The sequence below is a fragment of the Haloarcula sp. S1AR25-4 genome, assembly GCF_031624555.1.
Lineage (GTDB): Archaea > Halobacteriota > Halobacteria > Halobacteriales > Haloarculaceae > Haloarcula > Haloarcula pellucida.
The window spans coordinates 281,166-306,481 of sequence record NZ_JAMQOR010000001.1 but is presented as its reverse complement, the minus strand read 5'-3'; the positions used below and the strand labels follow the sequence as shown (position 1 = coordinate 306,481).

Sequence of the window (25,316 nt, the reverse complement as noted above, 5' to 3'; positions counted from 1 at the left end):
CTGGTGGCTGTAAGTTCGTAACGATATTCGCCACCCCGGGGTGGCGAATTACTTCAGTTTGTTACAGCCACCAGTATGAGTCTCGACCAAACCTCTTTGTCCGGACGGCGCGTCGATTCGCACATGACGCTTCCGATAGACCCATCGGCGCTCGACGCAGCGGACATCGGTGAGAAACGAGCCACGCTGGAGATGGACCACGAGGAGGCAATCGAACACGTCCGCGAGGTGTTCACCGAGGCAGGGTTCGGCATCCCCACCGAGTTCTCCCCGTCGGCGTTGCTCAACGAGAAGGTCGACGCCGACCGGGACCCGTACTACGTCCTCGGGGCCTGTAACCCGAACATGGCCGACCGGGCGCTCGACGCCTCCGAGAACCGCATCGGCGCGCTCTTTCCCTGTAACGTCGTCGTCTGGCAGGAGGAACCGGGCGTCCAGACTGTGTACCACATCAGCATCATGCGCGCCGCTCGACTCCTCGGGATGGCCCCCGACGACGAGGTGATGGCCGACATCGTCGCCGACACCGGCGAACTCGTCGACGAGGCGGTCGGCAACCTCGACAGCGTCGAGTGAGACAGCGGTTCAGTCGAACGCCGTCGCCAGCAGTGCGTCGTAGGCGTGGTCGTAGGCGTCGGCGACGGCCTCGGGGTCGGCCCGCGTCTCGGTGTCGAGGGCCGGCAATCTGACCGCGCCCGTCCGGTCGATGAGGTCGACCACGTTGCCGACCCGTTCCTCTAACTGTCCGTCACCGGGGCTCCCGGTGGCGATCTCACAGGCTTTCGCGTAGCGACGCCCGTCGTAGAAGCGGGCCCGGCCGGGTTCGACGACGGCGACGGCGTCCGGTTCGAACCCGTCTAACGGTCGGGCCACGTCGCCGTAGGACTCGACGACGGCGCGGTCGGCGTCGGCGATGTCCTCGGCGATTGCTCCCAGCGCCTCGGCGTGCATCACGCTCATGAGGTCGTTGAAGTCAGGCAGCGAGGTGACACGCGGCGCGTCGGCGACGGGGAGCGAGTCGGTGACCGACTGCGGCAGGTCGACGGTGCCGTTGACCACGAACTCGCCAGCGCCGTCACGGCCGCCGACGCGGTCCACGACGAACTGCCGGCGGTCGCTCCCGAGGATCCCAGTTCCCGCGCCCGGCGAGGGGTGCCAGAGCCGATGAATCGGGTTTATCGCCTCGGGCCGCACGTCGCCCGGCGAGGCGTCGGCCAGTCGCCTGGCGTCCTTGCCGAACAACCGGCCCTGTTCGGTCGCATAGCGGAAGTCGTCGTGGTCGAACCAGTAGTTGTTGCCGGCCCGCGGCTTGAACCCGCGAGCGCCGGTGTGGGCCAGCAACCCGACGGAGAACGTCGTCTTCCCGGCGTCGACGCGGTCGGCACCGGCCACGAGGAGGTTCATCTGTCGTCGAGACCGTAGAGGCCGACCACGTCTTCGGCGTCGGGTTCGGCGAACACCAGACTGTCCTGATTGTAGATCATCCACGGGATGGCCCAGTCGATGAAGACCGACTCGTTGAAGTCGCTCAACTCGGCGTCGACGGGCAGTCCTTGCAGGAGACGGGCCAGTTCCGGAATCGTGTACAGCAGGTCCGAGTCGAGGATGTCTGCCGGTTCGTGCAACTCGAAGGAGCGAACGTCGTCGAATTCGGCCTTGTCGGCTGGCATAGCCGCGGCTACGCCGAGGGAGTGGGTAAATCCCTCGGACCGGAGAGAGCCGCCGCTACGGGGAGGCGCTCGAAGAAATGTGCGGTTCGAGAGCGTTACTCGAAGTGACCGACCGCGGTCTGGTACTCCTCGGCGACCTCGCTCCAGTCGACGACCTCGAAGAAGGCGTCGATGAAGTCGCCGCGGGCCGGACCGTAGTCGTAGTAGTACGAGTGCTCCCAGACGTCGAGGGCCAGGACGGGGTGTGCGCCCCAGAGCGCGCCCTGGTCGTGCTTGTCGACCTTGACGTTGCGCAGTTGCTTCGCAACGGGGTCGTAGACCAGTAGCGCCCAGCCACCGGCAGCGGACGCGGCGGCCTCGAACTCGCCCTTCCAGCCCTCGTAGGACCCGAAGTCCTCCTCGATGCGGGCACGAAGGTCGCCGTCGGGTTCGCCGCCGCCGTTGGGGTCCATGTTGTTCCAGAACAGCGTGTGGAGATAGTGGCCACAGCCGTTGTGGGTCACGTTACCCAGCGCACCGGCGGACGAGGAGAAGTCCCCCGACTCGCGGTTCTCGGCCAGCGTTTCCTCCGCCGACTCCAGCCCGTTTACGTATCCCTGATGGTGGGTGTCGTGGTGCCACGTGAGCACCTGTTCGGAGATGTGTGGCTCCAGGGCATCGTAGTCGTACGGAAGCGGTGGCAGTTCGGGTTCGGAGTGTTCGGACATATGAAATCGCCTCCACATGAACGGTCGAGCGCGCGACTGTTAAACGTTTAGGAGCAGGACGGTACCACACCGCAGGGACCAGCCAGCGGCGGCGTAATGTGCCGTGAGTCGAGTATTTATGACACGTATCCAATGATATCGCGGCGAGATGTCAACAGTCGTGTTCGAGGACGAGTCCCGTCACCCGTCGTCACCCATCGTTCACACCGTGTCTCGCTGAGCCGACCCTCGCACGCCGGGTACTCGCCGGTCACCGCGTTCCCCGCTCTGCCGAGAGGGGACAGCGTCGCGTTTCAGCTGTCGCCTCTCGCGACCTCGAACATCTCGATAGCTTCCTCCCGGCGCTCGCTGTGGTCCACGATGGGGTCCGGGTAGTCCGGGGCCGCGTTCCGGCGCTGGGTCAGCGACGCCTCGTGCCACTCGTGGATAATCTCGGGCGCGGCGTCTTCGAGTTCCGGGACGTAGCGCGTGATGTACTCGGCGTCGGGGTCGTAGCGCTCGCCCTGCGTCATGGGATTGAACACCCGGAAGTACGGTTGGGCGTCCGTGCCGGTCGATGCGGCCCACTGCCAGCCGCCGTTGTCGTTGGCCGTGTCGTGGTCGACCAGTTTCTCCCGGAACCACTCGTAGCCGTGTCGCCAGTCGATGAGGAGGTCCTTCGTGAGGAACGAGGCCACGATCATCCGGACGCGATTGTGCATGAACGCCGCCTCGCGGAGTTGGCGCATCCCGGCGTCGACGATTGGGTAGCCCGTCTCGCCGTCCTTCCACGCCTGCAAGTGGTCCTCGTCGTAGTTCCACTCGATGTCGTGGTCGTACGTCTTGTAGTTCTCCGTGACGACGTTCGGGTTCGCGAACAGTACCTGCGTGTAGAACTCGCGCCACGCGAGTTGGGACAGGAACTCCTCGACGGACTCCGCGTCGGCACTGCCCGGTTCGACGGCGTCGCGGGCCTCGGCAGTGGCCGCGTACACCTCCCGGATGCCGACGGTGCCGAACTTGAGGTGGGCCGAGAGCCGCGAGGTGCAGTCGTCGGCGGGGTAGTCGCGCCGCTCCTCGTAGCGGTAGACGTTCTCGTCGAGGAACGCGTCGAGCAACTCGCGAGCGTGGTCGGTCCCGGCGGGCGGCACGTCGGCCTCGGGGGTATCGAACCCGAGGGCCGACAGCGTCGGCAGGTCGTCACCGTCGACGTCGGCCAGTGCGTCCGCGGCGGGGGTATCGTACGGGTCGGCCTTCTCCCGGTCGTGCCACTTCCGACCGAAGTACGTGAACACGCTGTAGGGGTCGCCGTCGTTGGTCGTAATCTCGCCGGGTTCGTGGAGGACGGCGTTCTGGACGGCCTCACGGGCGACCCCTGCGTCGTCCAGTGCGCGACGGACGGCGGCGTCCCGTTCGCGGGCGAGGCCGGTGTAGTCTTTCCCCCACGTCACCGTCTCGGCACCGTACTCCTCGGCGAGTTCGGGGAGGACCGTTCGGGGGTCACCGTGCGCGACGACGAGGTCGGACCCGTTCTCTCGGTACCACGACCGGAGGCTGTCGAGTGCGTCGAGCATGAACGCCACCCGCGGCGGGCCGGCGTGTGTGAGCACGTCCGAGTCGAAGACGAACACCGGGACCGCGGGGTCCCCGGCGCTCGCTCGGGCGAGGCCCGCGTTGTCGGCCGCCCGCAGGTCTCGACGGTGCCAGTGAAGGCGCATATCCGATGGTCGCTCGCCGCAGGCAAAAAGCCGTACCCAACAGGGTTTGGCTCCGACCGGCGGCAGAGTTATCTCGGCGGGCCCGGTGGTCGCGGGTATGTCAGACGATGCCGTTCTCCTGACTATCGAGGACGACGTGGCGACGGTGACACTGAACCGACCGGACGTGCGGAACGCGCTCGCCGCGGACACGGCGGAGCGACTGACGGAGCGCTTCGACACTATCGCCGACAGCGGCGCTCGCTGTGTCGTCCTCGAAGGGGCCGGCCCGGCGTTCTGTGCCGGCGGCGACGTCGGGGCGATGGTAGAGGGCGTCGCGGGCGACCAGCCACCGGCCGAACGCGTCGAACTCGTCGTCGCCGCCATCCACGGCGCTATCGAGGCGGTCCACGACTGTCGCCTCCCGGTCGTGGCGAAGATAGACGGGGCGACGTTCGGCGCCGGGGCCGGACTCGCACTGGCCTGTGACGTGCAGTTGGCCAGTCCCGACGCGAAGATAGGGTTCGGGTTCCGGCGGGTCGGCCTCGCCATCGATTCGGGCGTCTCGTACTTCCTGCCACGTCTCGTGGGCCCGAACAAGGCCAAGGAACTCGTCTTCACCGGCGAACTGCTGGACGCCGATACGGCCCGCGAACTGGGCATCTTCACCCGACTGTTCGAAGCCGATCAGTTCGAAGACGGCGTCGAGAACATCGTCACGACGATCGCGGAGGGACCGACCGTCGCGCTGACACAGGCCAAGCGGTTGCTGGACCGGGGGACCGAGTCGACGTTCGAGCAAGCCCTCGACGACGAGGCGACCGCACAGGGCCTCGCGTTCACGACGGCCGACCACGAGGAGGGTGCGACGGCGTTCATGGAACACCGCTCCCCGGAGTTCGAGGGGCGCTGACCGTGCGCACGCGTCACAGCGCCACCAGTAGACACCGCGGCACCAGTAGACACCGTCACGAAGACCGGACGCTCGTCGACGCCACGTTTTCGGACGGGAATTCGACTCTCGTACAGGAGAAATAACTGCGAGAGGCGTAACTGTCAAATCCGCAGGCAAATGAGTACCGATATGGTAGACGAGACGCCGGACTGGGAGTTCAAAGAGCGAGACGTACACATTCTCCGTGAACTCGCCGACGAGCCACAGCGGTCCTCCCGCCAACTGGCCGGGATCCTCGAAAGCGAGTACGACATCGACGTCTCGCACGTCACTGTCAGCGAGTCGATTCGGAAGATGCGCGAGGAGGAAGTGTTTCGTGAGGCCATCGTCCCCAACGAATCGCTGTTCAACTTCGCGCTGTTCGAGTTCAAGTTCAACCCCGAACACTTCGCCGACGAGTGGTACGAGGCGATGGTCTCCATCCGGGACGACGAACACACGCTGTTTTACTTCCTCTCGGACGGGGAGTACCAGTGGAAGTCCGTGATGATGTTCCAGACGCGCGCCGCCGAATCGCGGTGGATTCACGAGTTCTACAAGGAACACGGCAGGGTCGTCCAGAACGTCCGCAACTCCGTCGTCCACAACGTGTTGAAGTTCCAGACGGACCCCGAGATATTCACAGAGTTACACGCAGACGATAGATAGAGAAGACAGAAAGGGGAGTGTCGGCAGTACCGCCCGGCTACAGTTTCCGTTCGGCGTCTTCGGCCAGTTCCTTCATGCGCTTTCCGACCCGACCCGCATCGGAGAACTCGTCTTCGCTCATGGCCGTCGCCAGCGCGTTCCCGAGGACGAAGACGGCGTGTTTGTGTTCGCTCTTTGACTTGTGAACGTCCGAGGGGCGTACGTCCAGTTCCTGATACGGATCGAACAGGCCCGGATCGACGCTGTCCATCTCGTCACGGAAGAACTCCATGATAGTCACCATCTGTTCGTGTAGCTCTAACAGCTCGTCTTTGTGCATTGTCGTGTGCTATGTGACGGGACTCCTATAAGAATTGCCTGAGAACAGGTACCAGACTCACTGTTCGAGAGTCAGAAGACGTACTCGTCGTCGTGTCCCATCATGCCGTCGTCTTCGAACCCTGGCTCTTCGTCCTCGTCTTGGGGACCTGAAGTCTTGTACGCCTTCAGACCGGTCGAGAGGAGGTCTTCGATGGCTTCTTCGCGATTGAGGAACTCGCCTTGCTCGACGAGCTGGGCGATCTGCATTTCGAGGTGTTCCGGGATGTTGATCTCTACCTTTGGCATCGCAACGTTGGCCCCTTTGAGTAAGTCACATTTAAATTTGACGGGGGTAGTTGCGTATTTCGCAAACCGATAGTGCATAGTACGCGGTATCTACTTCTCGAAACCAGATATTAATTTTTGAAAATCGGAAGCGGCAGGCTGGGCACGCCCACCGCGGGGACAGCGGTCGTGGGTATAGTCAGGCTCAAAGGGTCGGAATCCTAAGACGGTGGTGATGGAACCACTGCGTGGCGACGAGTCGACGGTGGGTGAGACATCGGTCGTCACACGCGGCTGTCGAGTCGAGAGCGGCACACCCCGAACCGTCCTCGACACCGGGACGCGACCACGATGCGCGTGGGCGACGGGCTCTGAGTCCATCGCGGCGAGCGGCGCCGCCGCCACCGTGACCGCGTCCGGTGCGTCCCGATTCGCGGACGTACAGGCGGCCGCGACGGCGCTGTTCGACCGCTGTGACGTCCCGACAGACCTCCCGAGTGTCGCGCGCCCCCGCCTGTTCGGTGGCTTTGCATTCCACGAGGGCGACACCGAGAGCACAGATTCGCCGTGGGACGGGTTTCCGGGGGCCGCGTTCTTCCTCCCCGAGGTGCAGGTGACCCGGACGGACGGCGGGACGTGGCTCACGACGACCGGTACCGGGCCGACGGCGGCGGCCGACGCCGAACGGCGGCTCGACGAGTGGGCCGACCGACTTGCCGACGTGCCAGCGTCCGCTCCGAGGGGACCACCGGGCGTCGAATCCCGAGAGCGGACGCCGTCACAGGCGACGTGGCGCGACCAGGTGGGGGCCGCACTGGAGAGCGTCGACGACGGGAACTTACAGAAGGTGGTCCTCGCACAGGCACTCCGCGTGCGTCTGCGCGAGGACCTCTCTGTCCCGGACGTACTGGACCGGTTGGCAGTGACGTATCCGGACTGTTACCGATTCCTGCTCTCGCCGGAAGACGGCGGGACCTTCTTCGGCGCGACGCCGGAGCGACTGGTCTCCCTGCGAGGGCGAACGGTACGGACCGAGGCGCTCGCGGGGTCGACCGGTCGCGGTGACACGCCGGCCGAGGACGAATGGCTGGCCGCCGAACTACTGGACAGCGAGAAGGACACGCACGAACACGCACTCGTCGCCGACGCCATCCGCGACCAGCTAGAACCGTTCGCGAGTTCGGTACGCATCGGCGACCGGACTGTGAGACGGCTGGCGACGGTCCAGCACCTCCGGACGTCTATCACGGCCGAACTCCAGCGGGACGAACACGTCCTCTCGCTCGTCGAGGCCCTGCACCCGACGCCCGCCGTGGGTGGCCTCCCGCCGGACGAGGCACTGCGGACCATCCGCGAGACGGAGGCGTTCGACCGCGGGTGGTACGCCGCGCCTATCGGGTGGGTCGACGCCGCCGGCAACGGCACGTTCGCCGTCGGCATCCGCTCGGCCGTCGCGAAGGGGCGACTCGCCACGCTGTTCGCCGGGGCGGGCATCGTCGCCGACAGCGACCCCGACAGGGAGTGGGACGAGGTCCAACTGAAGTACCGGCCGATGCTCGACGAACTGGAGTGACCGACGTGAGCTATCCCAACGTCAACACGCTGTGGGCCGAGACGCTCGTGGCGGAACTGGCCGCAGGCGGCGTCGACGCGGTCTGTGTCTCGCCGGGCAGTCGGTCGACGCCGCTGACCGTCGCGTTCGCGGAGCACCCCGACGTGACCGTATACTCCCACCTCGACGAGCGGTCGTCGGCGTTTTTCGCGCTCGGCCGCGCGAAGCGGACCGGTGAGCCGACGCCGCTAGTCTGTACCTCCGGTACGGCCGCGGCGAACTTCCACCCCGCAGTCATCGAAGCCGCCCAGTCGGGCGTCCCGATGCTCCTCCTGACGGCCGACCGCCCGCCGGAACTCATAGACAGCGGCGCGAACCAGACCGTCGACCAGGAGAAACTGTACGGCGATGCGGTCCGGTGGTACCGGGACATGCCGGAACCGGCGGCCAGACCCCGGACGGTCCGGATGCTCCGGACGACGATGGCCCGTGCGCTCACAGAAGCGACCGGCAGCGACCCCGGACCGGTCCACCTCAACTGCCGGTTTCAGAAACCGCTCGAACCGACGCCGGCCCCCGAGGACGGCCCCGACGGCGTCCCGGACGGCTGGGCCGACGGCGACCGACTCGCCGCGGAGGGCCGTGACGGGCCGTTCGTCCGGACGAGTCAGGGGACCAGCGAACCGCCCTCTGGCGACGTGGCGCGAATCGCTCGGGCCGTCGAATCGGCCGACCGTGGCCTCGTCGTCGCCGGTCCGGCGGACGACGGCCTCGGGGCCGAGGCGTTGACGTCGCTCGCGAACGCGACTGGCTTCCCGGTGCTCGCAGACCCGCTCTCGGACCTCCGGTACGGCCCCCACGTCGACCGCATCGACCCGCCGGTGTGTGGCGGCTACGACGCCTATCTCGGGAGCGGGGCGACGGAGTCGTGGGTCGATCCGGAGATCGTCCTCCGGGTCGGCGCGTCACCGACCTCGAAACCGCTCCGACACTACCTCAGGGACGCCGACTGCCGGCAGATCCTCGTCGACCCGTCTGGTAGGTGGTCCGAAGCGGAGTTCACCGCGACGGACCATCTCGTCGCCGACGAGGACGCCGTCGCCCGGGCAGTCGCCGAGCGAGTGACCGAATCGGGGGCGCGGGCGTGGCGTGACCGCTTCGAGACTGCCGAGCGAGTCCACTGGGACGCCGTGAGCGACGCCGTCACCGACCGCTACTGGGAGGGCGGCGTACTGGCGGACGTGACAGCGCACGCACCGAACCCGACGACGGTGTTCGTCTCGAACAGTATGCCGGTGCGTGACCTCGACAGGTTCGGGGAACCGCGTGCGGCCGACCTCACCGTCCTCGGCAACCGCGGGGCGAGCGGTATCGACGGTATCACCTCGACGGCGCTGGGGGCGGGCAGCGCGACACCGGACCCGCTCGTCCTCGTCACCGGCGACCTCGCGTACTACCACGACATGAACGGACTGCTGGCACTCTCCCGGTGTGGCGTCGACGCGACAATCGTCCTCCTGAACAACGACGGCGGCGGCATCTTCCACGCGCTCCCCATCGAGGACCACGACACCTTCGAGGAACAGTTCAAGACGCCACACGGACTAGACTTCGGGCCGACCGGCGACCTCTACGGACTGGCGTATCGCCGCGTCGACGGCCGTGGCTCGTTCGTCGATGCCTTCACGGAGTCCGTCGAGAGCGACGGAACGCAAGTCGTCGAAGTGTGTTTCGACGCCGAAGCGAGCCACGCCGTCAGAGACGACCTGACCGCTCGCGTGCGAGACGCTATCGCCAGTCGCTGAGTGACGCTTCCAGCGTGTCGACCGGAACGGACGTGGTTTGTTCTGCTATCTCCGGGAGTTCCGTGTAAGCCGTCTCGTTTCTGCTGTAGTCCGGGCGATTGCCCGCGGTCCCGGTCGTCGCCCCGGAGACGACGCCGACGACGTCGCCATCGAGGGTGACCAGCGGGCCACCGCTGTTCCCCTGCTGGGTGGGCACCGTCGAGAGGAGCCAGTCGATACCGTCCAGAACCCGCAGATAGCGACCGAGGCTGAGTATCCACTGGCCGAGTCGGCCGGGGTGGCCAACGGTGACGAGCGGATCCCCCCGTGAGAGGTCGTCAAGACTCCCCAGTGAGAGCGGTGGCACAGACAGGTCCGTCTCCAGCAGCGCGAGGTCCGGTTGTAGCTCTTCGTGGTAGCCGACCCGCTCGCCCGTCCCAGTCGCTCCGTCGAACGTCTCGACCGACAGCGTTCGGGACCCGTCGGCGACGTGTGCGTTCGTCACGATTTCGCCCTCGCCGACGAACCACCCCGTGCCGCCGCGGTTCCCGTCCCGAAGCACGACTACCGACTCCCGCACCGACGTTCCGACCTCGGACGCGCGCTCTCGGGTGGCCCGCGTAAACGCCGTCTCGACCGGCTCGCCGTCGGTTCTGGTGAGTCGGGGCCGGGACGAGTCCGCCCGCTCCGTGGCCGACTGCGGGTTTGCCGCTGCCCCCGCCGAGCCGTCCGTCGACGGTGGCGCGGAGTCGATGACCCCACCGCACCCAGACAGGCCGGCAGTTGCGGCGACCGACGCGAGAAACGACCGGCGAGAACGGTCCATACGCTTGGGACTAGTCCGCCCTACAAAAACCTGCATCTACAGCCGCAGGACCGAGTACGTGAGTATCGAGAACCCGAACGGGAGCCACGTCCCACACAGGGCGACGACCCCGAGGAGCGAGAAGACACTGACGTTCACCCACAGCAGCACGAGCGGCGTGAGGAGGCTCCAGATGCCAAAGACCAGTATCGCGACGTTGGGAACCGACTGGAGGTACCCGACGACGAGGACCAGACAGACGCCGAGCACGAGGTTGACGAACAGCGGGAACTCCGGAACGAGCGCGCTGAACAGCAAGACGGGATAGAGCGCGAAGGTGAGACCGAACAGCGTGAGTTTCCGGCCGGTCGGCACCGGCCGCTCGTATCTCGGCCCGGGCTGGACGGTCTCTCTGACCGCGTAGCTGCTGGTGGCGGTCCACGCGCTGGTCTCGCCGGCACCGGCGTATCCGCCGGGCGCGTCTGTGTCAGCGCTCCAGCCACCAGTCGGGTCGCTGTCGGCCCGTGCCGTCCGGCCGTCGTCGGCCGCCGCGTCGTCGCCGCGCTTCGTCCCGGTTCGCTCCTCGCGGTCCGCTCGCACCCGTTCGCTGGCGCGCCGCTCCCGTTCGGCGCGTTCGCGCGCTCGCTGGCGCGGGTCACCGGCGTCGGACGCTGTCGACGAAGCGTCCGACGACTCGGTCTGGCCGCCCTCGGACTCGGCGTAGCCAGCCCGACGCGCCGCCGCGGCGACGTCGCTCTCGGCCACCGAGGACTCGTGCCTTACGTACGCCTCGTGACCGAGTCGGTCGTAGCGCTCGCGAGCGGCCTCGTCGACGAGAACGTCGCGTGCCTCGACGAGTGCCTGTGTCACCTCACGGGCGTCGTCGGCGTCGCTCACGTCCGGGTGCGTCTCTTTCAGACGCTCCCGATAGGCGGCCTCGATCTCGTCGGTCGTCGCGTCCGTCGGGACGCCGAGGACGTCGTAGAACGTCTCAGTCATGCAGGTGCTGGACGAACGGTAAGTCGGCTACTGAGACGTATAACTCCTCGTGCCCAGTTCTCAGTATTCACGTTCGGGTTCGCGCTCGCTGCTCCGGTCCGTCGACTGGGTCTGTCGGCCGCCGTCGGCGCGCTGGTAGGCCAACTGCTCCAGCGACGACGCGATACGGGCCAGCACGAGGATGAAGTGATAAAACAGGTAGACGGACCACAGCACCGCAATGACGAGCAAGCCGAGCAGTATCTGCTGTACGATGACGAGGCTGTAGGCGAGGACCAGCACCGAGAACACGGCCAAGCCGGCTCTCAGGGTCCGATCGTTCATGCTGGAGGGCATACGTTCGGTGACGGACGGCCGTGAGGAAAGCGTTTCGCCGTCACTACGAATCTTTTTGCGCCGCCCACCGTCATGCCCGGTATGGTCTCAGAGCTATTCGACCCGGACCGCTGGGAACCCATCGAGCGGTTCGACTTCACCGACATCACCTACCACCGCTCTACCGAGACGGGTGCGGTCCGAATCGCGTTCGACCGCCCCGAGGTCCGCAACGCCTTCCGACCGGAGACGGTCGACGAACTCTCCGAGGCGTTAGACCACGCCAAACGACTCACCGACGTCGGCTGTGTCCTCCTCACCGGGAACGGCCCGTCGCCGAAAGACGGCGGGTGGGCGTTCTGTTCCGGCGGCGACCAGCGCATCCGAGGCGAGAGCGGATACGAGTACGAGGCCGATGCGGACAGCGAGTCGCCGCGCGACTCGGAACAGGCGAGCGGGGAGCAGCGCGACCCACGAGACATCGGGGACGAAGATGCACCGGAGAACGTCGGCCGCCTCCACATCCTCGAAGTCCAGCGCCAGATTCGACACATTCCCAAACCCGTCGTCGCCGTCGTTCCGGGGTGGGCCGTCGGCGGTGGCCACTCGCTACACGTCGTCTGTGACCTCACGCTCGCCAGCGAAGAACACGCGAAGTTCCTCCAGACCGACCCCGACGTGGGGAGTTTCGACGGCGGGTTCGGCTCCGCGTACCTCGCCAGACAGGTCGGCCAGAAGAAGGCCCGTGAGGTGTTCTTCCTCGGGAAGACGTACGACGCCGAGGAGGCCGCTGACATGGGCATGGTCAACGACGTGGTCCCCCACGAGGAACTGGCGGACGAGGCCCTCGACTGGGCCCGGCGTATGAACGAGAAGTCGCCGACGGCGATGCGGATGCTGAAGTACGCCTTCAACCTCGACTCCGATGGGATGGTCGGGCAGCAGGTGTTCGCCGGCGAGGCGACGCGTCTGGCCTACATGACCGACGAGGCTCAGGAGGGCCGGGACGCGTTCAACGAGGGCCGGAAACCGGACTTCGACGACGTGCCCTGGCACTACTAGCCCACCGTTCCCGAGCGGTCGCGACCGCAGCACCGACTGCGACAGTTCGCGGGCCGCAAGCGGCTATCGCGTCGACAGCAACGCTTCGGTGTTGGATTTCCCGAGCGCGATAACCCCGTAGTCCTCCGTCCCGATTTCGAGCGTGGCGGTACCAGACCACCCGGCGTCGGCCAGCCCGGACAGCGCTCTCGTGAAGTCGAGTCTGCCCATCCCGACCGGGAGGTGTTCGTCGCTGCCGCCGCGCGTGTCGACGAGGTGGAGGTGGTCGATTCGGTCGGCGTATCGCTCTGTGAACTCACCCATCTCGGATTCGTCCATCCCGGTCAGGATGGCGTGGCTGGTGTCGAACGTCATCGACGCGTCGGGGTACCGTTCGAGGAGTTCCGGGAAGGAAGCGGCGTCGTAGTAGCTGTTCACGACGTTCTCCAGACAGGGGTTCAGGTCACGCTTCTGGGCGGCAGGGACGAGGTCGTTCAGGCTCTCGTGGACGAACCCGCGACAGTCGGACTCGGTCCAGCCGAGGTCCCAGGCGTCCGAGGACGGGTGGAAGACGACCCGCTCGGCACCGAGGTCCGCAGCGAGGTCCATGCCGGCGGTCAGTTCCGTGACGGCTCCCTCGCGGACGGGAGTAAACGGGGAGCCGAGGTCGACGGCGAACGGGAGGTGAACGACGACGTCGAGGCCGTGATCGGCGAGCGTCCCGGCCATCTGCGCTCGCCGGTCGACGATTCGCTCGCGGGCGTACGGCCCGTCCAGTAACAGTTCGACGAAGTCGAACCCCTCGTCTGCGGCCCAGGCGACTGCCCGCTCGAAGTCGAGGCCGAGACCGAGCGTGAATCCGAGTTCGAGGTCCAGCGTCAGGTCGGAGGCGGCGGTACGGTTCGGGGACACACCGGGTCTGTCGACCGGTCGGGTGAGAGGCGTCAGGGAACGTGTAACAGTTGCCGGTTCCGGCGGCGAGTCACGCCGGTGGCTCTGTACGCGGGAACGTGAGTTCGACGACGGTCCCGGTCGGGTCGTTGTCGCGGATGTCGAAAGAGCCCTCGCTGTTTATCGCCATCCAGCGGACGAACCACAGACCCAGCCCCGACGTGTGCTTGAGGTCTGACTCCATCCCGGCGGCGAGGACCTCTCGCTCCTCGTCGGGCATCCCCGGTCCGTCGTCGGTGACGGTGACGACGACGGTGTCGGATTCGACGGTCACGTCGACCACGACGGTGACACACGGGTGGCCGTACTCGAAGGCGTTTTCCACCAGTTCGCCGAGTGCGAGTTCCAGCGAGCTGTGGGCCCGTGCCCACGCTTCCTCGGGCGTGTTCGCGAGGATAGTGCCGTTGGCGTGACTCAGCCCCGCCTCTTCGACGACGTGGTCGACGTGCGGAACGACGTCTATCGGCCCGACGTGGTCGGTCGAATTCGGGTCGAGCGTGTCGTGGAACTCTCTGGCAGTGTCACCGAGATCTAGCAGTTCAGCGGCCACTCGCTCGATCGCCGCCGCCGACGTCCGGACCACCTCGTCGTCGCTGGCCTCTCTGATAAACTCCACCTGTGCGAGGACCACGTGGAGTTTGTTGCGCAGATTGTGCCGGAGGACGCGGTCCAACACCGACAGGCGGTACCCCCGTTCGCGGTGGCTGGTCACGTCACGACTCACGCAGACGACGCCGTCGAACTCGGACGCCGGACGCATCGCGACGGCCGTCTGGAACCGCCTGTCTCGACCCTCGGTGTTCCGTATCGTCGTTTCGATGGTCGTCTGTGGTGTGTCTTCCGCGGCCAAGTTGAGGATGGCGCGGGAGAGCGCAGCGGCGTGTGTCCGTCCCAGCACCGACCGGACGTGTTCGCCGGTCAGTTCGTCCGGAGCGCGGCCACAGAGTTCTGCGGTCGCCTCGTTCAACAGCGTAAACCGGAGGTCGGCGTCGAGCGAGTATATCGGGTCGCTCGCCGCACGGACTATCTGTTCGTGCTGGCGGAGGTTCCGGGCTCGCTCGACTCGGTCGGTGATGTCCTGCTGGAAGCCGACGAAGTGTGTCGGCCCCGAGCGACCGTACACCGGGGCTATCTCGACGTGGTTCCAGAACGGCGTGCCGTCCTTCCGGTAGTTTTGGAGTTCGACAGTAACGCCCTCTCCTCGCTCTATGGCCTCGCGCATCTCCCGGACCGGGTCCGGGTCGGTGTCTGGCCCCTGCAAGAACCGGCAGTTCCGACCGAGTATCTCCGAGCGGTCGTAGCCAGTCATCTCGACGAACGCGTCGTTGACGTACCGCAATGGCTGGTCGTCTCGGGCCGAAGCGATAGTGATGCCCGTAAGCGCGTCGTCCATCGCTCGACGGAACAGCGCCAGATCTTCCGACTGGCGCCTGATACGCAGCAGCGACCCGAGACGGCCCCGGAACACCGCCTTCGACGTCGGCATCACCAGCACCTCGTCGACGGCCTCCGGTAGCGTCTGGACCGCGTGTTCGGGGACAGCGGCCCCGACCACCAGCAACACTGGGACGAACTTCGGGTCCGCGTCGGCCTTCCGACGGGCGAGTTGGTCCTCGATTCGGGGATACGTCGCGGTATCGACCAGACAGACGTCGAACTGGGGGAGATCCGCCAGCGACGCCGGTGTCACCACCTCGTGGTCTTCGAGTCGGTCCGCGAGTAACTCCCGGTCCTCGTCGTTCTCGACGAGCAACGCCACCCGCACCGGCCCCCGGTCGAACGTCGCTGTGAGCGGGTGGTGGGTGGGGGGCATCTGTTTGTTACTCGATCCGATTGGTCGGGGCCCCGGTCAGGCTACCGCGGCAGTCGCCGGATCGTTCACCGACCGTGATACCGTATCGCCAGCGGGACAGTATCTCACCGAGGCTGGGGACGCCGGACGAGACGCAGTCGGTATCGGCGTCGGTCACACTTACGATACCGGGGCAGGCGGCAAAAGTGTAGCCATTTTGTAGCATTTGGTTGTCAATTTCTCCGGAGCACGATTCGAGGCGTCGGACGAGACGGTGTGAACCACAGTCGCTTTGAGGATAGCGTCCCGAGTTCGCGACAATGAGTACAGCGACGGCCGACGTCTCGAAGCGGAAGGCGTGGCTGATGGCCGCCCGGCCACAGACGCTCCCCGCCGGGGCCGCCCCGGTCGTCGTCGGGACCGGACTCGCGGTCCACGCCGACGTCTTCGCACTGTTCCCGGCGCTTGCGGCGCTCGTCGGGGCCCTCCTCATACAGGTGGGGACGAACTTCGCGAACGACTACTACGACGCCATCAAAGGCGCCGACACGGACGAACGAGAGGGGTTCACCCGGGTGACGGCGGGCGGTCTCATCGAACCCGACGCGGTCAAGCGGGCGATGATACTGACGTACGGCCTCGCCGTCGTCGTCGGCGTCTACCTCGTCGCCATCGGTGGCCTCCCCATCGTCGTCGTCGGTCTCTCGGGCATCGCCGCCGGCATCCTCTACACCGGCGGCCCGTTCCCCTACGGCTACCGCGGTCTGGGCGACTTGTTCGTCTTCCTCTACTTCGGCCTCGTCGCCGTCACCGGGACGTACTACGTGCAGGCGGTATCGCGTATCCCGGACGTCGGCGTGTTCCCGATGGCCCTTCCCGACGGGAGTCTCACAGTGGCCGCAGTCGTCGCAAGTCTGCCCGCCGCCGGCCTTTCGACAGCCATTCTCGTGGTCAACAACGTCCGCGACCGGGAGACGGACATGGCCGCCGGCAAGAAGACCCTGGCCGTCTACATGGGCTATCGGTGGAGCCGCGTCGAGTTCCTCGCTCTCGTCGGCATGGCTTACGTCGTCCCGGTGGTCTTCGCCCTCGACCCGACCTACGGACTGCCGGCACTGGCACCGCTGCTCTCGTTGCCACTGGCCGCGAAGACGGGGAAGACGGTCCTGACAAACACCGACGGAACCGCACTCAACCCGGCCCTAGAGCGAATCGGACAGACGCTGTTTCTCCACTCGCTCCTCTTTGCGGCCGGCCTCGCACTCCCGACGCTACTATGAGGACGACCCCGTTCTCGCTCCGGTTGAAGCGGCCGCTTGCCACCGCCGACGGAACCATCGCCGAACGCGAGGGTGTCGTCGTCCGCTACGACCACCGCGGGGAGACGGGCGTCGGGGAATCGACGCCGCTCCCGGGGTGGACGGAGTCGCTCGACGCGTGTCGCTCGGGATTGGCGGACGCCGCCGCGGCCGAAGCGGACGGCGGCCACACCGCCGCGATGCTGGCCCTCGACGCGGCGGCGGTGCCCGCTGCTCGTCACGGGTTCGCCACGGCACTGCTTGACGCCGACGCCCGCGCCGACGGAGTGCCGCTGTATCGGTGGTTCGACCCCGACAGGCGCTGCCAGTCCGTTCCAGTCAACGCCACCGTCGGGGACGGCCGACCACAGGAGACGGCCGACGCCGTCGCCGACGCCGTCGACGCCGGCTTTGATTGCTGTAAGGTGAAAGTCGGTGCCAGACCGGTCGCTGACGACGTCGAGCGAATACGGGCGGTCAGGGACTGCGTCGGCGACGACGTGACGCTCCGGGCCGACGCGAACGGCGCGTGGTCCCGGGACGAGGCCGAGACGGCCTTCGAGGAGTTAGCGTCGTTCGGCGTCGAGTACGTCGAACAGCCACTCGCTGCCGACGACATCGAAGGGCACGCGAGCCTTCGCGGCGGGTCGGTCGGCGTCGCGCTGGACGAGTCGCTGGTCGACCGGCGCGTCCACGCGATACTCGATGCGGACGCCGCCGACGTGTTGGTTCTCAAACCGATGGTACTGGGCGGCCCCGGAAACGCCCACACGCTGGCGATGCGGGCCCGCGAGCGGGGCGTCGACCCCGTCGTCACGACGACCATCGACGGCGTCGTCGCCCGCCTCGCAGCGCTCCACGTCGCCGCCGCGATACCCGACGTGAGCGCGTGCGGCCTCGCCACCGGCGACCGGTTGGCGACGGACCTCGCGCCCGACCCCGCGACGGTGTCCGACGGCCGGATGTCGGTCCCACAATCGGCCGGACTCGGCGTCGACCCCGCGGAGGTGGGTCCCGATGCGTGACCCGGTCGAGTGGCCGACTCGCGACTTGCTGACCCACAGAGTCCGGACGACGCCGGAGCGCATCGCGACGGTCGACGCCGATACGGGCGAGGCGACGACCTACCGCGAACTGGACGCCCGGGCGGGCGACGCGGCCGTGACGCTGGCCGCGTCCGTCGGCACGCCGGACGGCACCGTCGCGACGCTCGTGGACACCCGGCCCGCAGTCGGGCCGTTGCTGTTCGGCGCGATGCGGGTCGGTGCCACCCTCGCGCCGCTGAACGTCGACCTCGACCCGAGCAGCCTCTCTGCACAACTGACGACACTCGATGCCGACCTCCTCGTCTGTGAACGCGAGACGGAAGCACTGGCCGCTCGGGTCGCAGACTGTCCCGTGGTCTCCGTCGACGACCCGGAACGGACCGGCGTGAACGCCATGCAGTCGGACACTAGCGGAGTCGACCCGGTCGAAGTCGACCGCGATACGACGCAACTCGTCCTCTTCACCTCGGGGACGACGAGCGACCCGAAGGGCGTGCGACTGACCGTCGGCAACCTCGTCGCCAGCGCCACGGCCTCGGCGTTCCGCCTCGGCGTGACGCCGTCGGACCGGTGGCTCGTCTGCCTGCCGACCTACCACATGGGCGGGCTGGCACCGTTCGTCCGGACCGCGCTCTACGGGTCGACGGTGGTCGTCCAGCGCGAGTTCGACCCGAGCGAGACGGCCCGCGTGCTGTCCGAGTGCGACGTGACCGGCGTCTCGCTCGTGCCGACGATGCTCCGACGGTTAGTCGACTCCGGGTGGACGCCCGCTTCCGAACTCCGGTTCGTGTTGCTCGGTGGCGGTCCGGCGAGTCCAGCGTTGATAGACCGCTGCCGCGAGCGCGGCGTCCCGGTCTGTCCGACCTACGGCATGACCGAAACCGCCTCCCAGATAGCTACTGCGCTCCCCGAGACGGCGTTCGATCATCGGGACACCGTCGGCCAGCCACTCGTCTGTACCGACGTGACCGTCGTCGACGACGGCGACCCGGTCGGCCCCGGCGAGCGGGGCGAACTCGTCGTCGACGGCCCGACGGTCACGCCGGGCTACCTCGACGCGGACCGGACCGAGGCGGCGTTCGGCGAATACGGCTTCCACACGGGGGACATCGGCTACCGCGACGAGGACGGACGGCTGTGGGTCCTCGGCCGCGTGGACGACCGCATCGTCACGGGCGGGGAGAACGTCGACGCCAGCGTCGTCGCCGACGCTATCAGGGACTGTCCGGGCGTCGAGGACGCCGCCGTCGTCGGCCTGGCCGACGAGGAGTGGGGCCAACGCGTCGCGGCGCTGGTGGTCGGCGACGTGACGGCCGAGCGCGTCAGCGACTACTGCCGAAACGAACTTGCACCCTACGAGGTGCCGAAGACGGTGGACGTGGTCGACGCGCTCCCACGGACGGCCTCGGGGACTGTGGACCGGGACGCGGTCCGGGCGTCGCTCGGGGACTGAATGCGAACGGTAGCGAGAAGAGTTATCATTTCACGAGTAGTGTATGAAATATGAATATACGAGATGCAATATACACGCTGCTCAACGTCGTCGTGATACTGGTGGGAGCGTTCGTCGTGGGCGGCAATATCCTGGCAGTCACCGGCGGATCCGGCGGGACAGCCCCCGCGTCGCCGGACAGACTCGGCGTCGGTAGCGTGAGCCACTCACCAGACTGGGGCCTCTTCGCGCTGGCGACGCTCGTCGCCGTCGGACTCCTCGTCATGGCGGCGAAAAACCTTCACACCCTCCACTCCCGTTCTGGATAGCGTCGGTCTTTCCGCAACCGATTCTGAGATAATCAGCCCACTGGATTAAAAAAAAAATCGTCCGCCCAGTTCAATCCGTTACCAAAGGTATCGATCGTAGGTCTGGTCCGCGTAGGCGTCGATCTCGCACCCGACAGTCTCACTCGACATACACCCCAGATCTGTGACACACCCGTCGAATTGTCCGGCTGAACTAAAGTGGACCACGTCGAGGTCCTTGTTGTGATTCTTTCGAACTCGAAGGACGCCTCAACTGCGTTGCGCACTTCAGCCTGGTTCTCCGGGTCGAAGGGTGGTGATGTGTGGAGATATGCGCCGCAGCCGGCACAGCCGTTTTGACCTTCGATGGCCTATCCCTGAGCGTGTGTACGATAGTCCTCGCGTGGCAGGTGTTCGAGGGAACGCCCGTGGCCTTCGCGGCCAACCGTGACGAACGCGTCGACCGCCCCTCGGAACCGCCGGCAGTCCGACACTGGGGGGCCCGCGTCGTCGCGCCAGCCGACTCAGAAGCCAACGGTACGTGGGAAGGCTACAACGAACACGGCCTCTTGGCGGCCGTCACCAACCGCTGGGTCGACGCCGACCTCGCCGGTGAGCGCTCCCGCGGCCTGCTGGTCCGTGACTGTCTGGGCCACGAGACGGCCGAGGACGCCGCCCGCGCCGTCGAGCGGGCCACCCGCGAGGCGGAGTACGACGGCTTCAACCTCCTGCTGGCCGACGAGAACGCCGCCCTCTTGCTGGAGTGGGACGGGCAACTCGCGGTGCGGAACTTCCAGCCCGGCGTCCACGTGGTCGTCAACGTCGGCGCCGACGGCGACTACCGTATCCCGGGCCACCGTCCCGACGTGGGCGAACAGCAGGCCGTCAACGCCGACCGCCTCCGTGAGGCGATACAGGTCGACCCCGGCGAGGGCCTCGACGACTGGCTGGACCGCACGAGCGAGACCATCGCGGACCACGACTACGGCGTCTGCGTCCACGGCGACGGCTTCGGTACCCGCTCGTCGTCGCTCATCGCGCTAGGGGAGCACCGCCGCTACGAGTTCGCGGCGGGGCCGCCCTGCACCACCGAGTACCACCCGGTCGAAGGCCAGATTTAAGCGCCCGACCGTCGGTGTTGGTAACATAATGAGTTCGGCAGCGTCGGAGGCGGACCTCTCTGAGGACGAACGAGCCGGGTTAGAACTCATCCGCGAGTCCGGCGGTATCCATCAGAGCGACTTCTGGAAGGAGTTAGACGTCTCCTCCCGGAAGGGTAGTCGTATCGTCGAATCCCTCTTCGAGAAGGGGCTCATCCAGCGCGAGGAGACGGTCTACGAGGGCCACAACACGTACCATCTCACGCCCGCGGCCCGCGACCTCGACTTCTCGCTGCTGATGGCCGGCGACCAGTTGTCGCCGTTCATCGGCGACGAGGAGGTCGACCCACACGACGACGCCTTCTCCCAGTGGGTCATGAACCTCGCGTACCAGAACTGACCGGCCGGTTCCCGTTTTCCTCGGTACACGAGACCACAGGCCGAGCAGCGGCTATCCGAACGGTGAAAGAGAGAAACGCCGCCGCGACTACTCTTCGAGTGCGTCGGCGATGCGGTCCAGCGAGCGCCGAACGTCGTGGACCTCGTCGCGGAGCTTCCGGATTTCGCGGGTGAGTTCCTCGTTGTCGCTCCCGCTCTCTTCCTCGCGGCCGCGTCCGGGCGGCCCGCCGCCCATGCCGCCGGGGCCGCCTGGGCCGCCGCCCATCATGCCGCCCATCATCTGTGCGAAGGGGTTGCCCCCGCCGCCCATGCCGCCGGGGCCGCCGCCACCGCCCATCATCTCTTCCATGCGCTCTTCGCGGCTCATCTCGCCCTCTTCGCCTTCTTCGCGCTCCTCGGCGCGCTTCTGACGTATCTCCTCGACGCGCTCGCGGAAGGACTTCTCTTCGTCGCCGTTCTCGCTCGATTCGGCCGTCTCGTCGGCGTTCTCGGGTTCGTCGTCTGCCATGCCTCCGGGTTCGGCTGGGCCGCTGAAAAGGGTTGTCGTGTCAGGCCAGCCGGCGCACGAGCGCCGAGAGGCCGATACCACAGCCCAGCAGGACGACGAGGTTGAATCCCGCCATGAACAGCGGTCGGTACCGGTGGGTGACGAACGTATCGACGGCCGCCGACACCGAAAAGTAGAACCGCAACGTGGCGATGAGGGCGACGACGACGAGGACGGTCAGCGCCGCCCACTCGAGATACTCGACGGCGGAGCGACTCTCGTCGTCCGACGGATTTCGGTTCTCGGGCGACCCAGGGGGTGCAGAGGGGCCGCCCCGTTTCTGGTCGGTCGGTGCGGTCGATTCGGTGGTGGGTTCCTCGGTCATGCGTGTCTCCGTGCGAGTCCGAGCGTCGCGACGACGAGTGCAACCAGCGCGGCGAGTGCGGTGAATCCGGGACCGCCCCCGCCGACAGTCGTCTGCTCGTGTGTTTCTTCCATTCGCGGTTCCTCTGTCGCGGCCTCTTCGAAGTCGCCGGAGTCGAACCCGACGTCGCGGCGCGTCTCGTTTTCGGTCAGCGTCTCCTGCGGGTCGAGGTTCGCGGGTGCGCTCTCCGTGGCGACGATGACGCCGTCCGACTGGAGGATGCCGTCCAGCCAGTAGTTGTAGCCGTCGGGGACGGTCAACTCCGTGCTGACCGTCCGAGTCCGGCCGGGGCGAATCTGCCCCACTTCGAGCGCCGACGCGTCGGCGACGACGTTCGACTCCGCCTGCCGGGCGCGCATCCGGAGCGAGAGGCCGCCGGCCGAATCGTCGCCGCTGTTGGTGAGATACGCCGTCACGTTCAGCGTCGTCTCGTTGTTCTCGACGTCGGCGATACGGTACGAGATGGCCCGGAGCGGCGTGTTGGTGTTCTCGAACCGGTGGAACGAGACCGTCGAGCGAGCGTACGCCGGCGTCAGGGCGTCGACGTTCCTGACCATCCGCCGCTGGACGGATACGCGGCGGCCGTCCTCGTACACTGTCGTCTCGATACGGTAGTCGCCGTCTCGTTCGACGGTGAGGTTCCGTGTGAAGGAGACGTCTCGGTCGCCGCTGACGTTACCGAGTGACTGCCGTTCTGTCGTCGCTACCAGTCCGGTGTCGGCGTCGATAGCCCGCGTCACGACGGTGACGTTCTCGGCCGCCCCACCTCGGTGTTCGAGGCTGGACGTGAGCGAGAGCGTCACCGTCTCGCCGGAGACGTCGGGGGAATCGACGTAGGACTCTCGGAGGTCGAGGTGACTCGGACGGACGTCCTCGGTGGATTCCGAGAGGATTCCGGGGACCGCTGTCGCACTGGCGACCATCGTCAGCGTGAGGAGGGCGATGGCCCCAGCGAGTAGTACTTCGCGTCGCACGAGTGTAAGCGCGACACCGCCCGGTATATGTTTTGTGTATGACTCTACGGGTGCGGATTGAACTCACCCGAACGCGCCGAGACTCGACTGGAGGTCCCGGTCGGTGCCGCCGTCAGTCACCTCGTAGCCGACGAGGGCACGCAAGTCGACGGCGTACGTGCTCCCGTTGTTGTCGAGGACGGCGACGCGGCCTTTCGTTCCGCGGACCGTCCCCGTGGCGAGCGTCTCCGCCATCGGTCGCTCGGTGAGGGCGAGACCGTAGTCGAAGTCGTAGGTCGCAAGCGTCTCGTACTCGTCTAAGAGGGTCGACCAGAACTGTTCGTCGACGGACTCGTGGAGGCCGGCGATCTTCGTCGGGACGCGGACCCGGTCACCGAGGTCGGTGGCGACGTCGGCCTCTATCTGGCGGGCGATGCGGCCGTCGGCGACGGTCCGAAGGTGGGCCGCTCGGTCGGCCCCCTGCTCTCGCAACCGGGTTTCGAGGCGCCACGACCGCGTGACGCCCACTTTGACGGTGTCCGGCGCGAACACCGCCAGATAGACGACGTGTTCCTCGTCGCAGGCCTCGATAGGTTTGTTGCAGTCGCCGGTACACCGGGCGCAGGGCCACCTGCTCGTGTGTTCCGGGCAGTACGGCGCGTCCGCCCCGTCGCAAGCGTAGTGTCGCTCGCCGTCGACGGCACCGGCACAGTGGCGCTGGCCCAGTGCGTACGTGAGTTCGGTCCCCGGGTCCAGTCGCTCGACGGTGACCGCCCCCTCGTCGGCGAGGAGCAGTGCGGCGTGGTCTTCGACGCGAGAGTGGTACCCGACGACCTGCACGGCCGGGCGTTGGCGAGCGACCGGCAAAGGGCTACCGGGATGACGTTTTTGTCGTTCGAGTGGGAAATCTGCGATATGGCAGACCTCGAACTCACCAGTCCGGCGTTCGACGACGGCGAGCGCATCCCCGAGGAGTACGGCTACGCGTCGGCGAACACGAGTCCGCCACTGGAGATACACAACGTCCCCGACGGGGCCGAGTCGCTGGTCCTCGTCGTCGACGACCCCGACGCGAAGGAACCGGCCGGGAAAGTGTGGGACCACTGGGTCGTGTGGAACATCCCACCCGACGTCGGCGAAGTCCCCGAGGGCACGACGCCCGGCGGCGCACTAGAGGGGCAGAACGACTTCGGCGAAGTCGGGTGGGGTGGGCCGAACCCGCCGGACCGCGAACACACCTACCGGTTCCTCCTGTACGCACTCGATACGACGCTCGACCTCAAACGCGGCGCGAGCAAGGACGACGTCTACGACGCCGCCAGCGGCCACATGGTCGGAAAAGCCGAACTGACCGGGACCTATCCCGCGAACTATAGTAGCCATTGAAAATCAATGCACACCCGACCGCACGATGGCGGTGCGGTCGGTGTGTGAATCGTTTCAATTGTTACTATAGAGTTCGTCGAGGAGTTCGCGGGCGCACTGCCGCACCGCGTCGTCGCTCGATTGGGACGGCTCCCAGCCCAGCGCGGCGAGTTTGTCGATGGAGAGGCGCATCCGGGGGACGTCGCCGGTCCAGCCACGGTCACCGCCGGTGTACTCGTACTCGGGGTCGACGCCCATCTCGTCGGCGACGATGTCGGCGATGCGGTCGACTGAGGTCGTCGTGCGCGTGCCGAGGTTGAACACGTTGTGGTCGGCGTCGGCGTGTTCGACGGCGTAGACCATGGCCTCGATACACTCCGAGACGTGCATGTAGGACTTCTGCTGGCGGCCGTCGCCGAGGATGGTCAGCGACTCGGGGTTCTCTCGCAACTTCTCGACGAAGTCCGGGACGACCGCACCGCGCAGGCGCGGGCCGACGATGTTGGCAAAGCGGAACACCCACGACTGCAGGTCGTGACTGTGGGCGTACGTCGAGACGAGCGACTCCTCTGCGAGTTTCGTCGCGCCGTAGACGCTGATGGGTTCCAGCGGCGCGTAGTCCTCCGGCGTCGGCCGCGGCGCCTCGCCGTACACAGTCGAAGACGACGTAAACACGAGGCGTTCGACGCCTACCTCGTCCATCCGTTCGAGGAGGTTGTACGTGATCTCGCTGTTGTCCGTGAACTGACGGCGCGGCGTGTCGGTGTCGACGAGTTTCGAGGCGGCGAGGTGGACCACGAGGTCGGTGTCAGCCGTGACTGTGTCCGCGACGACGGCGGGGTCGGTCAGGTCCCCCTCGACGAACGTCGCGTCGTCGTGGACCCACTCGCGCCGGCCGTTCGAGCCGTCGTCGACGACGAGGACGTCGTTGTCCGTGACGAGGCGTTCGACGAGGTGAGAGCCGATGAAGCCCGCACCGCCCGTGACGACGATGTGCTGGCCTTCGAGGTGCATACTCGGGGTC

The 25,316-nt window shown here is 66.8% G+C and carries 30 protein-coding genes; 13 read left to right on the top strand and 17 right to left on the bottom strand.

Annotation, left to right across the window (positions count from 1 at the left end; translation table 11 throughout):
- The first annotated feature begins 123 nt into the window (after positions 1-123).
- The gene (locus tag NDI85_RS01760) at positions 124-576 is read left to right on the top strand and encodes a DUF302 domain-containing protein (protein WP_188995091.1); all 453 of its coding nucleotides are present in this window, start codon (positions 124-126) and stop codon (positions 574-576) included.
- Positions 577-585: 9 nt separating this feature from the next.
- Here NDI85_RS01760 and NDI85_RS01755 read toward each other — a convergent pair whose 3' ends face one another.
- The 4 genes from NDI85_RS01755 to NDI85_RS01740 all read right to left on the bottom strand — a co-directional run bounded on the left by NDI85_RS01755 (position 586) and on the right by NDI85_RS01740 (position 4,074).
- On the bottom strand, positions 586-1,404 hold the full coding sequence (locus NDI85_RS01755) for an ATPase (RefSeq protein ID WP_188995093.1): 819 nt from the start codon (positions 1,402-1,404) through the stop codon (positions 586-588).
- Positions 1,401-1,670 carry a DUF5827 family protein gene (locus tag NDI85_RS01750; protein WP_188995095.1) on the bottom strand — a complete coding sequence of 90 codons (270 nt, stop codon included), beginning with the start codon at positions 1,668-1,670 and terminating at the stop codon, positions 1,401-1,403. The genes NDI85_RS01755 and NDI85_RS01750 overlap by 4 nt, the downstream gene beginning before the upstream one ends.
- Positions 1,671-1,765: 95 nt before the next feature.
- The gene (sod, locus tag NDI85_RS01745; RefSeq protein ID WP_188995097.1) at positions 1,766-2,377 is read right to left on the bottom strand and encodes a superoxide dismutase; all 612 of its coding nucleotides are present in this window, start codon (positions 2,375-2,377) and stop codon (positions 1,766-1,768) included.
- A gap of 293 nt (positions 2,378-2,670) precedes the next feature.
- A complete protein-coding gene (locus NDI85_RS01740) occupies positions 2,671-4,074 on the bottom strand; it encodes a deoxyribodipyrimidine photo-lyase (protein WP_188995099.1) in 1,404 nt (467 codons plus the stop codon).
- Between the two features lie 97 nt (positions 4,075-4,171).
- Between NDI85_RS01740 and NDI85_RS01735 the strand changes: the two genes are divergently transcribed.
- Both NDI85_RS01735 and NDI85_RS01730 read left to right on the top strand, forming a co-directional pair.
- A complete protein-coding gene (locus tag NDI85_RS01735; protein WP_188995101.1) occupies positions 4,172-4,966 on the top strand; it encodes an enoyl-CoA hydratase/isomerase family protein in 795 nt (264 codons plus the stop codon).
- A 171-nt stretch (positions 4,967-5,137) separates the two neighbouring features.
- Positions 5,138-5,656: an Lrp/AsnC family transcriptional regulator gene (locus tag NDI85_RS01730; protein WP_166970184.1), complete on the top strand. Its 519-nt coding sequence runs from the start codon at positions 5,138-5,140 to the stop codon at positions 5,654-5,656.
- 37 nt (positions 5,657-5,693) lie between these two features.
- Here the strand turns inward: NDI85_RS01730 and NDI85_RS01725 are convergent, their stop codons facing one another.
- Positions 5,694-5,975, bottom strand: a complete 282-nt coding sequence (locus tag NDI85_RS01725) for a UPF0058 family protein (protein ID WP_166970186.1) — start codon at positions 5,973-5,975, stop codon at positions 5,694-5,696.
- 71 nt (positions 5,976-6,046) lie between these two features.
- The gene (locus NDI85_RS01720; RefSeq protein WP_166970188.1) at positions 6,047-6,262 is read right to left on the bottom strand and encodes a ribbon-helix-helix domain-containing protein; all 216 of its coding nucleotides are present in this window, start codon (positions 6,260-6,262) and stop codon (positions 6,047-6,049) included.
- A gap of 214 nt (positions 6,263-6,476) precedes the next feature.
- Here NDI85_RS01720 and NDI85_RS01715 point away from each other — a divergent pair, with 214 nt between their 5' ends.
- Both NDI85_RS01715 and menD read left to right on the top strand, forming a co-directional pair.
- Positions 6,477-7,814 (top strand): isochorismate synthase MenF, encoded by a 1,338-nt coding sequence (locus tag NDI85_RS01715; RefSeq protein ID WP_188995102.1) that lies wholly within the window; start codon positions 6,477-6,479, stop codon positions 7,812-7,814.
- Between the two features lie 5 nt (positions 7,815-7,819).
- Positions 7,820-9,598: a 2-succinyl-5-enolpyruvyl-6-hydroxy-3-cyclohexene-1-carboxylic-acid synthase gene (gene menD / locus NDI85_RS01710; RefSeq protein WP_310914728.1), complete on the top strand. Its 1,779-nt coding sequence runs from the start codon at positions 7,820-7,822 to the stop codon at positions 9,596-9,598.
- Here the strand turns inward: menD and NDI85_RS01705 are convergent.
- Genes NDI85_RS01705 through NDI85_RS01695 form a run of 3 tightly spaced genes read right to left on the bottom strand, consistent with a single transcriptional unit; the run spans position 9,582 to position 11,717 of the window.
- Positions 9,582-10,403: a S1C family serine protease gene (locus NDI85_RS01705; RefSeq protein WP_188995104.1), complete on the bottom strand. Its 822-nt coding sequence runs from the start codon at positions 10,401-10,403 to the stop codon at positions 9,582-9,584. The genes menD and NDI85_RS01705 overlap by 17 nt on opposite strands.
- Before the next feature lie 36 nt (positions 10,404-10,439).
- The gene (locus NDI85_RS01700) at positions 10,440-11,381 is read right to left on the bottom strand and encodes a J domain-containing protein (RefSeq protein ID WP_188995106.1); all 942 of its coding nucleotides are present in this window, start codon (positions 11,379-11,381) and stop codon (positions 10,440-10,442) included.
- A gap of 60 nt (positions 11,382-11,441) precedes the next feature.
- Positions 11,442-11,717, bottom strand: coding sequence for a hypothetical protein (locus tag NDI85_RS01695; protein ID WP_188995108.1), 276 nt, complete (start codon positions 11,715-11,717; stop codon positions 11,442-11,444).
- Between the two features lie 81 nt (positions 11,718-11,798).
- Between NDI85_RS01695 and NDI85_RS01690 the strand changes: the two genes are divergently transcribed.
- Positions 11,799-12,758, top strand: a complete 960-nt coding sequence (locus NDI85_RS01690) for a 1,4-dihydroxy-2-naphthoyl-CoA synthase (protein WP_188995110.1) — start codon at positions 11,799-11,801, stop codon at positions 12,756-12,758.
- 63 nt (positions 12,759-12,821) lie between these two features.
- Here the strand turns inward: NDI85_RS01690 and NDI85_RS01685 are convergent, their stop codons facing one another.
- The 3 genes from NDI85_RS01685 to NDI85_RS01675 form a co-directional block, all read right to left on the bottom strand.
- On the bottom strand, positions 12,822-13,649 hold the full coding sequence (locus NDI85_RS01685; RefSeq protein ID WP_188995112.1) for a sugar phosphate isomerase/epimerase: 828 nt from the start codon (positions 13,647-13,649) through the stop codon (positions 12,822-12,824).
- A 70-nt stretch (positions 13,650-13,719) separates the two neighbouring features.
- The gene (locus NDI85_RS01680; protein ID WP_310914726.1) at positions 13,720-15,501 is read right to left on the bottom strand and encodes a PAS domain S-box protein; all 1,782 of its coding nucleotides are present in this window, start codon (positions 15,499-15,501) and stop codon (positions 13,720-13,722) included.
- 7 nt (positions 15,502-15,508) lie between these two features.
- Complete coding sequence (locus NDI85_RS01675; protein WP_310914725.1) at positions 15,509-15,658, bottom strand: hypothetical protein; 150 nt, start codon at positions 15,656-15,658, stop codon at positions 15,509-15,511.
- Positions 15,659-15,800: 142 nt separating this feature from the next.
- Here NDI85_RS01675 and NDI85_RS01670 point away from each other — a divergent pair, with 142 nt between their 5' ends.
- The 6 genes from NDI85_RS01670 (at position 15,801) to NDI85_RS01645 (ending at position 21,064) form a co-directional block, all read left to right on the top strand.
- Positions 15,801-16,760, top strand: a complete 960-nt coding sequence (locus NDI85_RS01670) for a 1,4-dihydroxy-2-naphthoate polyprenyltransferase (RefSeq protein ID WP_310914724.1) — start codon at positions 15,801-15,803, stop codon at positions 16,758-16,760.
- Entirely contained in the window at positions 16,757-17,803 is a 1,047-nt protein-coding gene (locus tag NDI85_RS01665; RefSeq protein ID WP_188995117.1) for a mandelate racemase/muconate lactonizing enzyme family protein, read from the top strand. The genes NDI85_RS01670 and NDI85_RS01665 overlap by 4 nt, the downstream gene beginning before the upstream one ends.
- Positions 17,796-19,277 carry an AMP-binding protein gene (locus NDI85_RS01660; protein WP_310914723.1) on the top strand — a complete coding sequence of 494 codons (1,482 nt, stop codon included), beginning with the start codon at positions 17,796-17,798 and terminating at the stop codon, positions 19,275-19,277. Before NDI85_RS01665 ends, NDI85_RS01660 begins: the two co-directional genes overlap by 8 nt.
- A 50-nt stretch (positions 19,278-19,327) precedes the next feature.
- Positions 19,328-19,585: a hypothetical protein gene (locus NDI85_RS01655; RefSeq protein ID WP_310914722.1), complete on the top strand. Its 258-nt coding sequence runs from the start codon at positions 19,328-19,330 to the stop codon at positions 19,583-19,585.
- A gap of 362 nt (positions 19,586-19,947) precedes the next feature.
- Positions 19,948-20,685: an NRDE family protein gene (locus NDI85_RS01650; RefSeq protein ID WP_188995123.1), complete on the top strand. Its 738-nt coding sequence runs from the start codon at positions 19,948-19,950 to the stop codon at positions 20,683-20,685.
- A 28-nt stretch (positions 20,686-20,713) separates the two neighbouring features.
- Complete coding sequence (locus NDI85_RS01645) at positions 20,714-21,064, top strand: MarR family transcriptional regulator (RefSeq protein ID WP_188995125.1); 351 nt, start codon at positions 20,714-20,716, stop codon at positions 21,062-21,064.
- Between the two features lie 87 nt (positions 21,065-21,151).
- On the opposite strand, the gene NDI85_RS01640 is transcribed toward NDI85_RS01645, so the two are convergent.
- The 4 genes from NDI85_RS01640 to NDI85_RS01625 form a co-directional block, all read right to left on the bottom strand.
- The gene (locus NDI85_RS01640) at positions 21,152-21,571 is read right to left on the bottom strand and encodes a hypothetical protein (RefSeq protein ID WP_166970217.1); all 420 of its coding nucleotides are present in this window, start codon (positions 21,569-21,571) and stop codon (positions 21,152-21,154) included.
- Positions 21,572-21,611: 40 nt separating this feature from the next.
- Positions 21,612-21,935 (bottom strand): hypothetical protein, encoded by a 324-nt coding sequence (locus NDI85_RS01635; protein WP_188995129.1) that lies wholly within the window; start codon positions 21,933-21,935, stop codon positions 21,612-21,614.
- Positions 21,932-22,948, bottom strand: a complete 1,017-nt coding sequence (locus NDI85_RS01630) for a PGF-CTERM sorting domain-containing protein (RefSeq protein ID WP_310914721.1) — start codon at positions 22,946-22,948, stop codon at positions 21,932-21,934. Before NDI85_RS01630 ends, NDI85_RS01635 begins: the two co-directional genes overlap by 4 nt.
- A 63-nt stretch (positions 22,949-23,011) precedes the next feature.
- Complete coding sequence (locus NDI85_RS01625; RefSeq protein WP_396275499.1) at positions 23,012-23,767, bottom strand: DUF2797 domain-containing protein; 756 nt, start codon at positions 23,765-23,767, stop codon at positions 23,012-23,014.
- A gap of 75 nt (positions 23,768-23,842) precedes the next feature.
- On the opposite strand from NDI85_RS01625, the gene NDI85_RS01620 reads away from it, so the two are divergent.
- Positions 23,843-24,313, top strand: a complete 471-nt coding sequence (locus tag NDI85_RS01620; protein WP_188995135.1) for a YbhB/YbcL family Raf kinase inhibitor-like protein — start codon at positions 23,843-23,845, stop codon at positions 24,311-24,313.
- Between the two features lie 54 nt (positions 24,314-24,367).
- Here the strand turns inward: NDI85_RS01620 and NDI85_RS01615 are convergent, their stop codons facing one another.
- A complete protein-coding gene (locus NDI85_RS01615; RefSeq protein WP_188995137.1) occupies positions 24,368-25,306 on the bottom strand; it encodes an NAD-dependent epimerase/dehydratase family protein in 939 nt (312 codons plus the stop codon).
- Between the last annotated feature and the right edge of the window lie 10 nt (positions 25,307-25,316).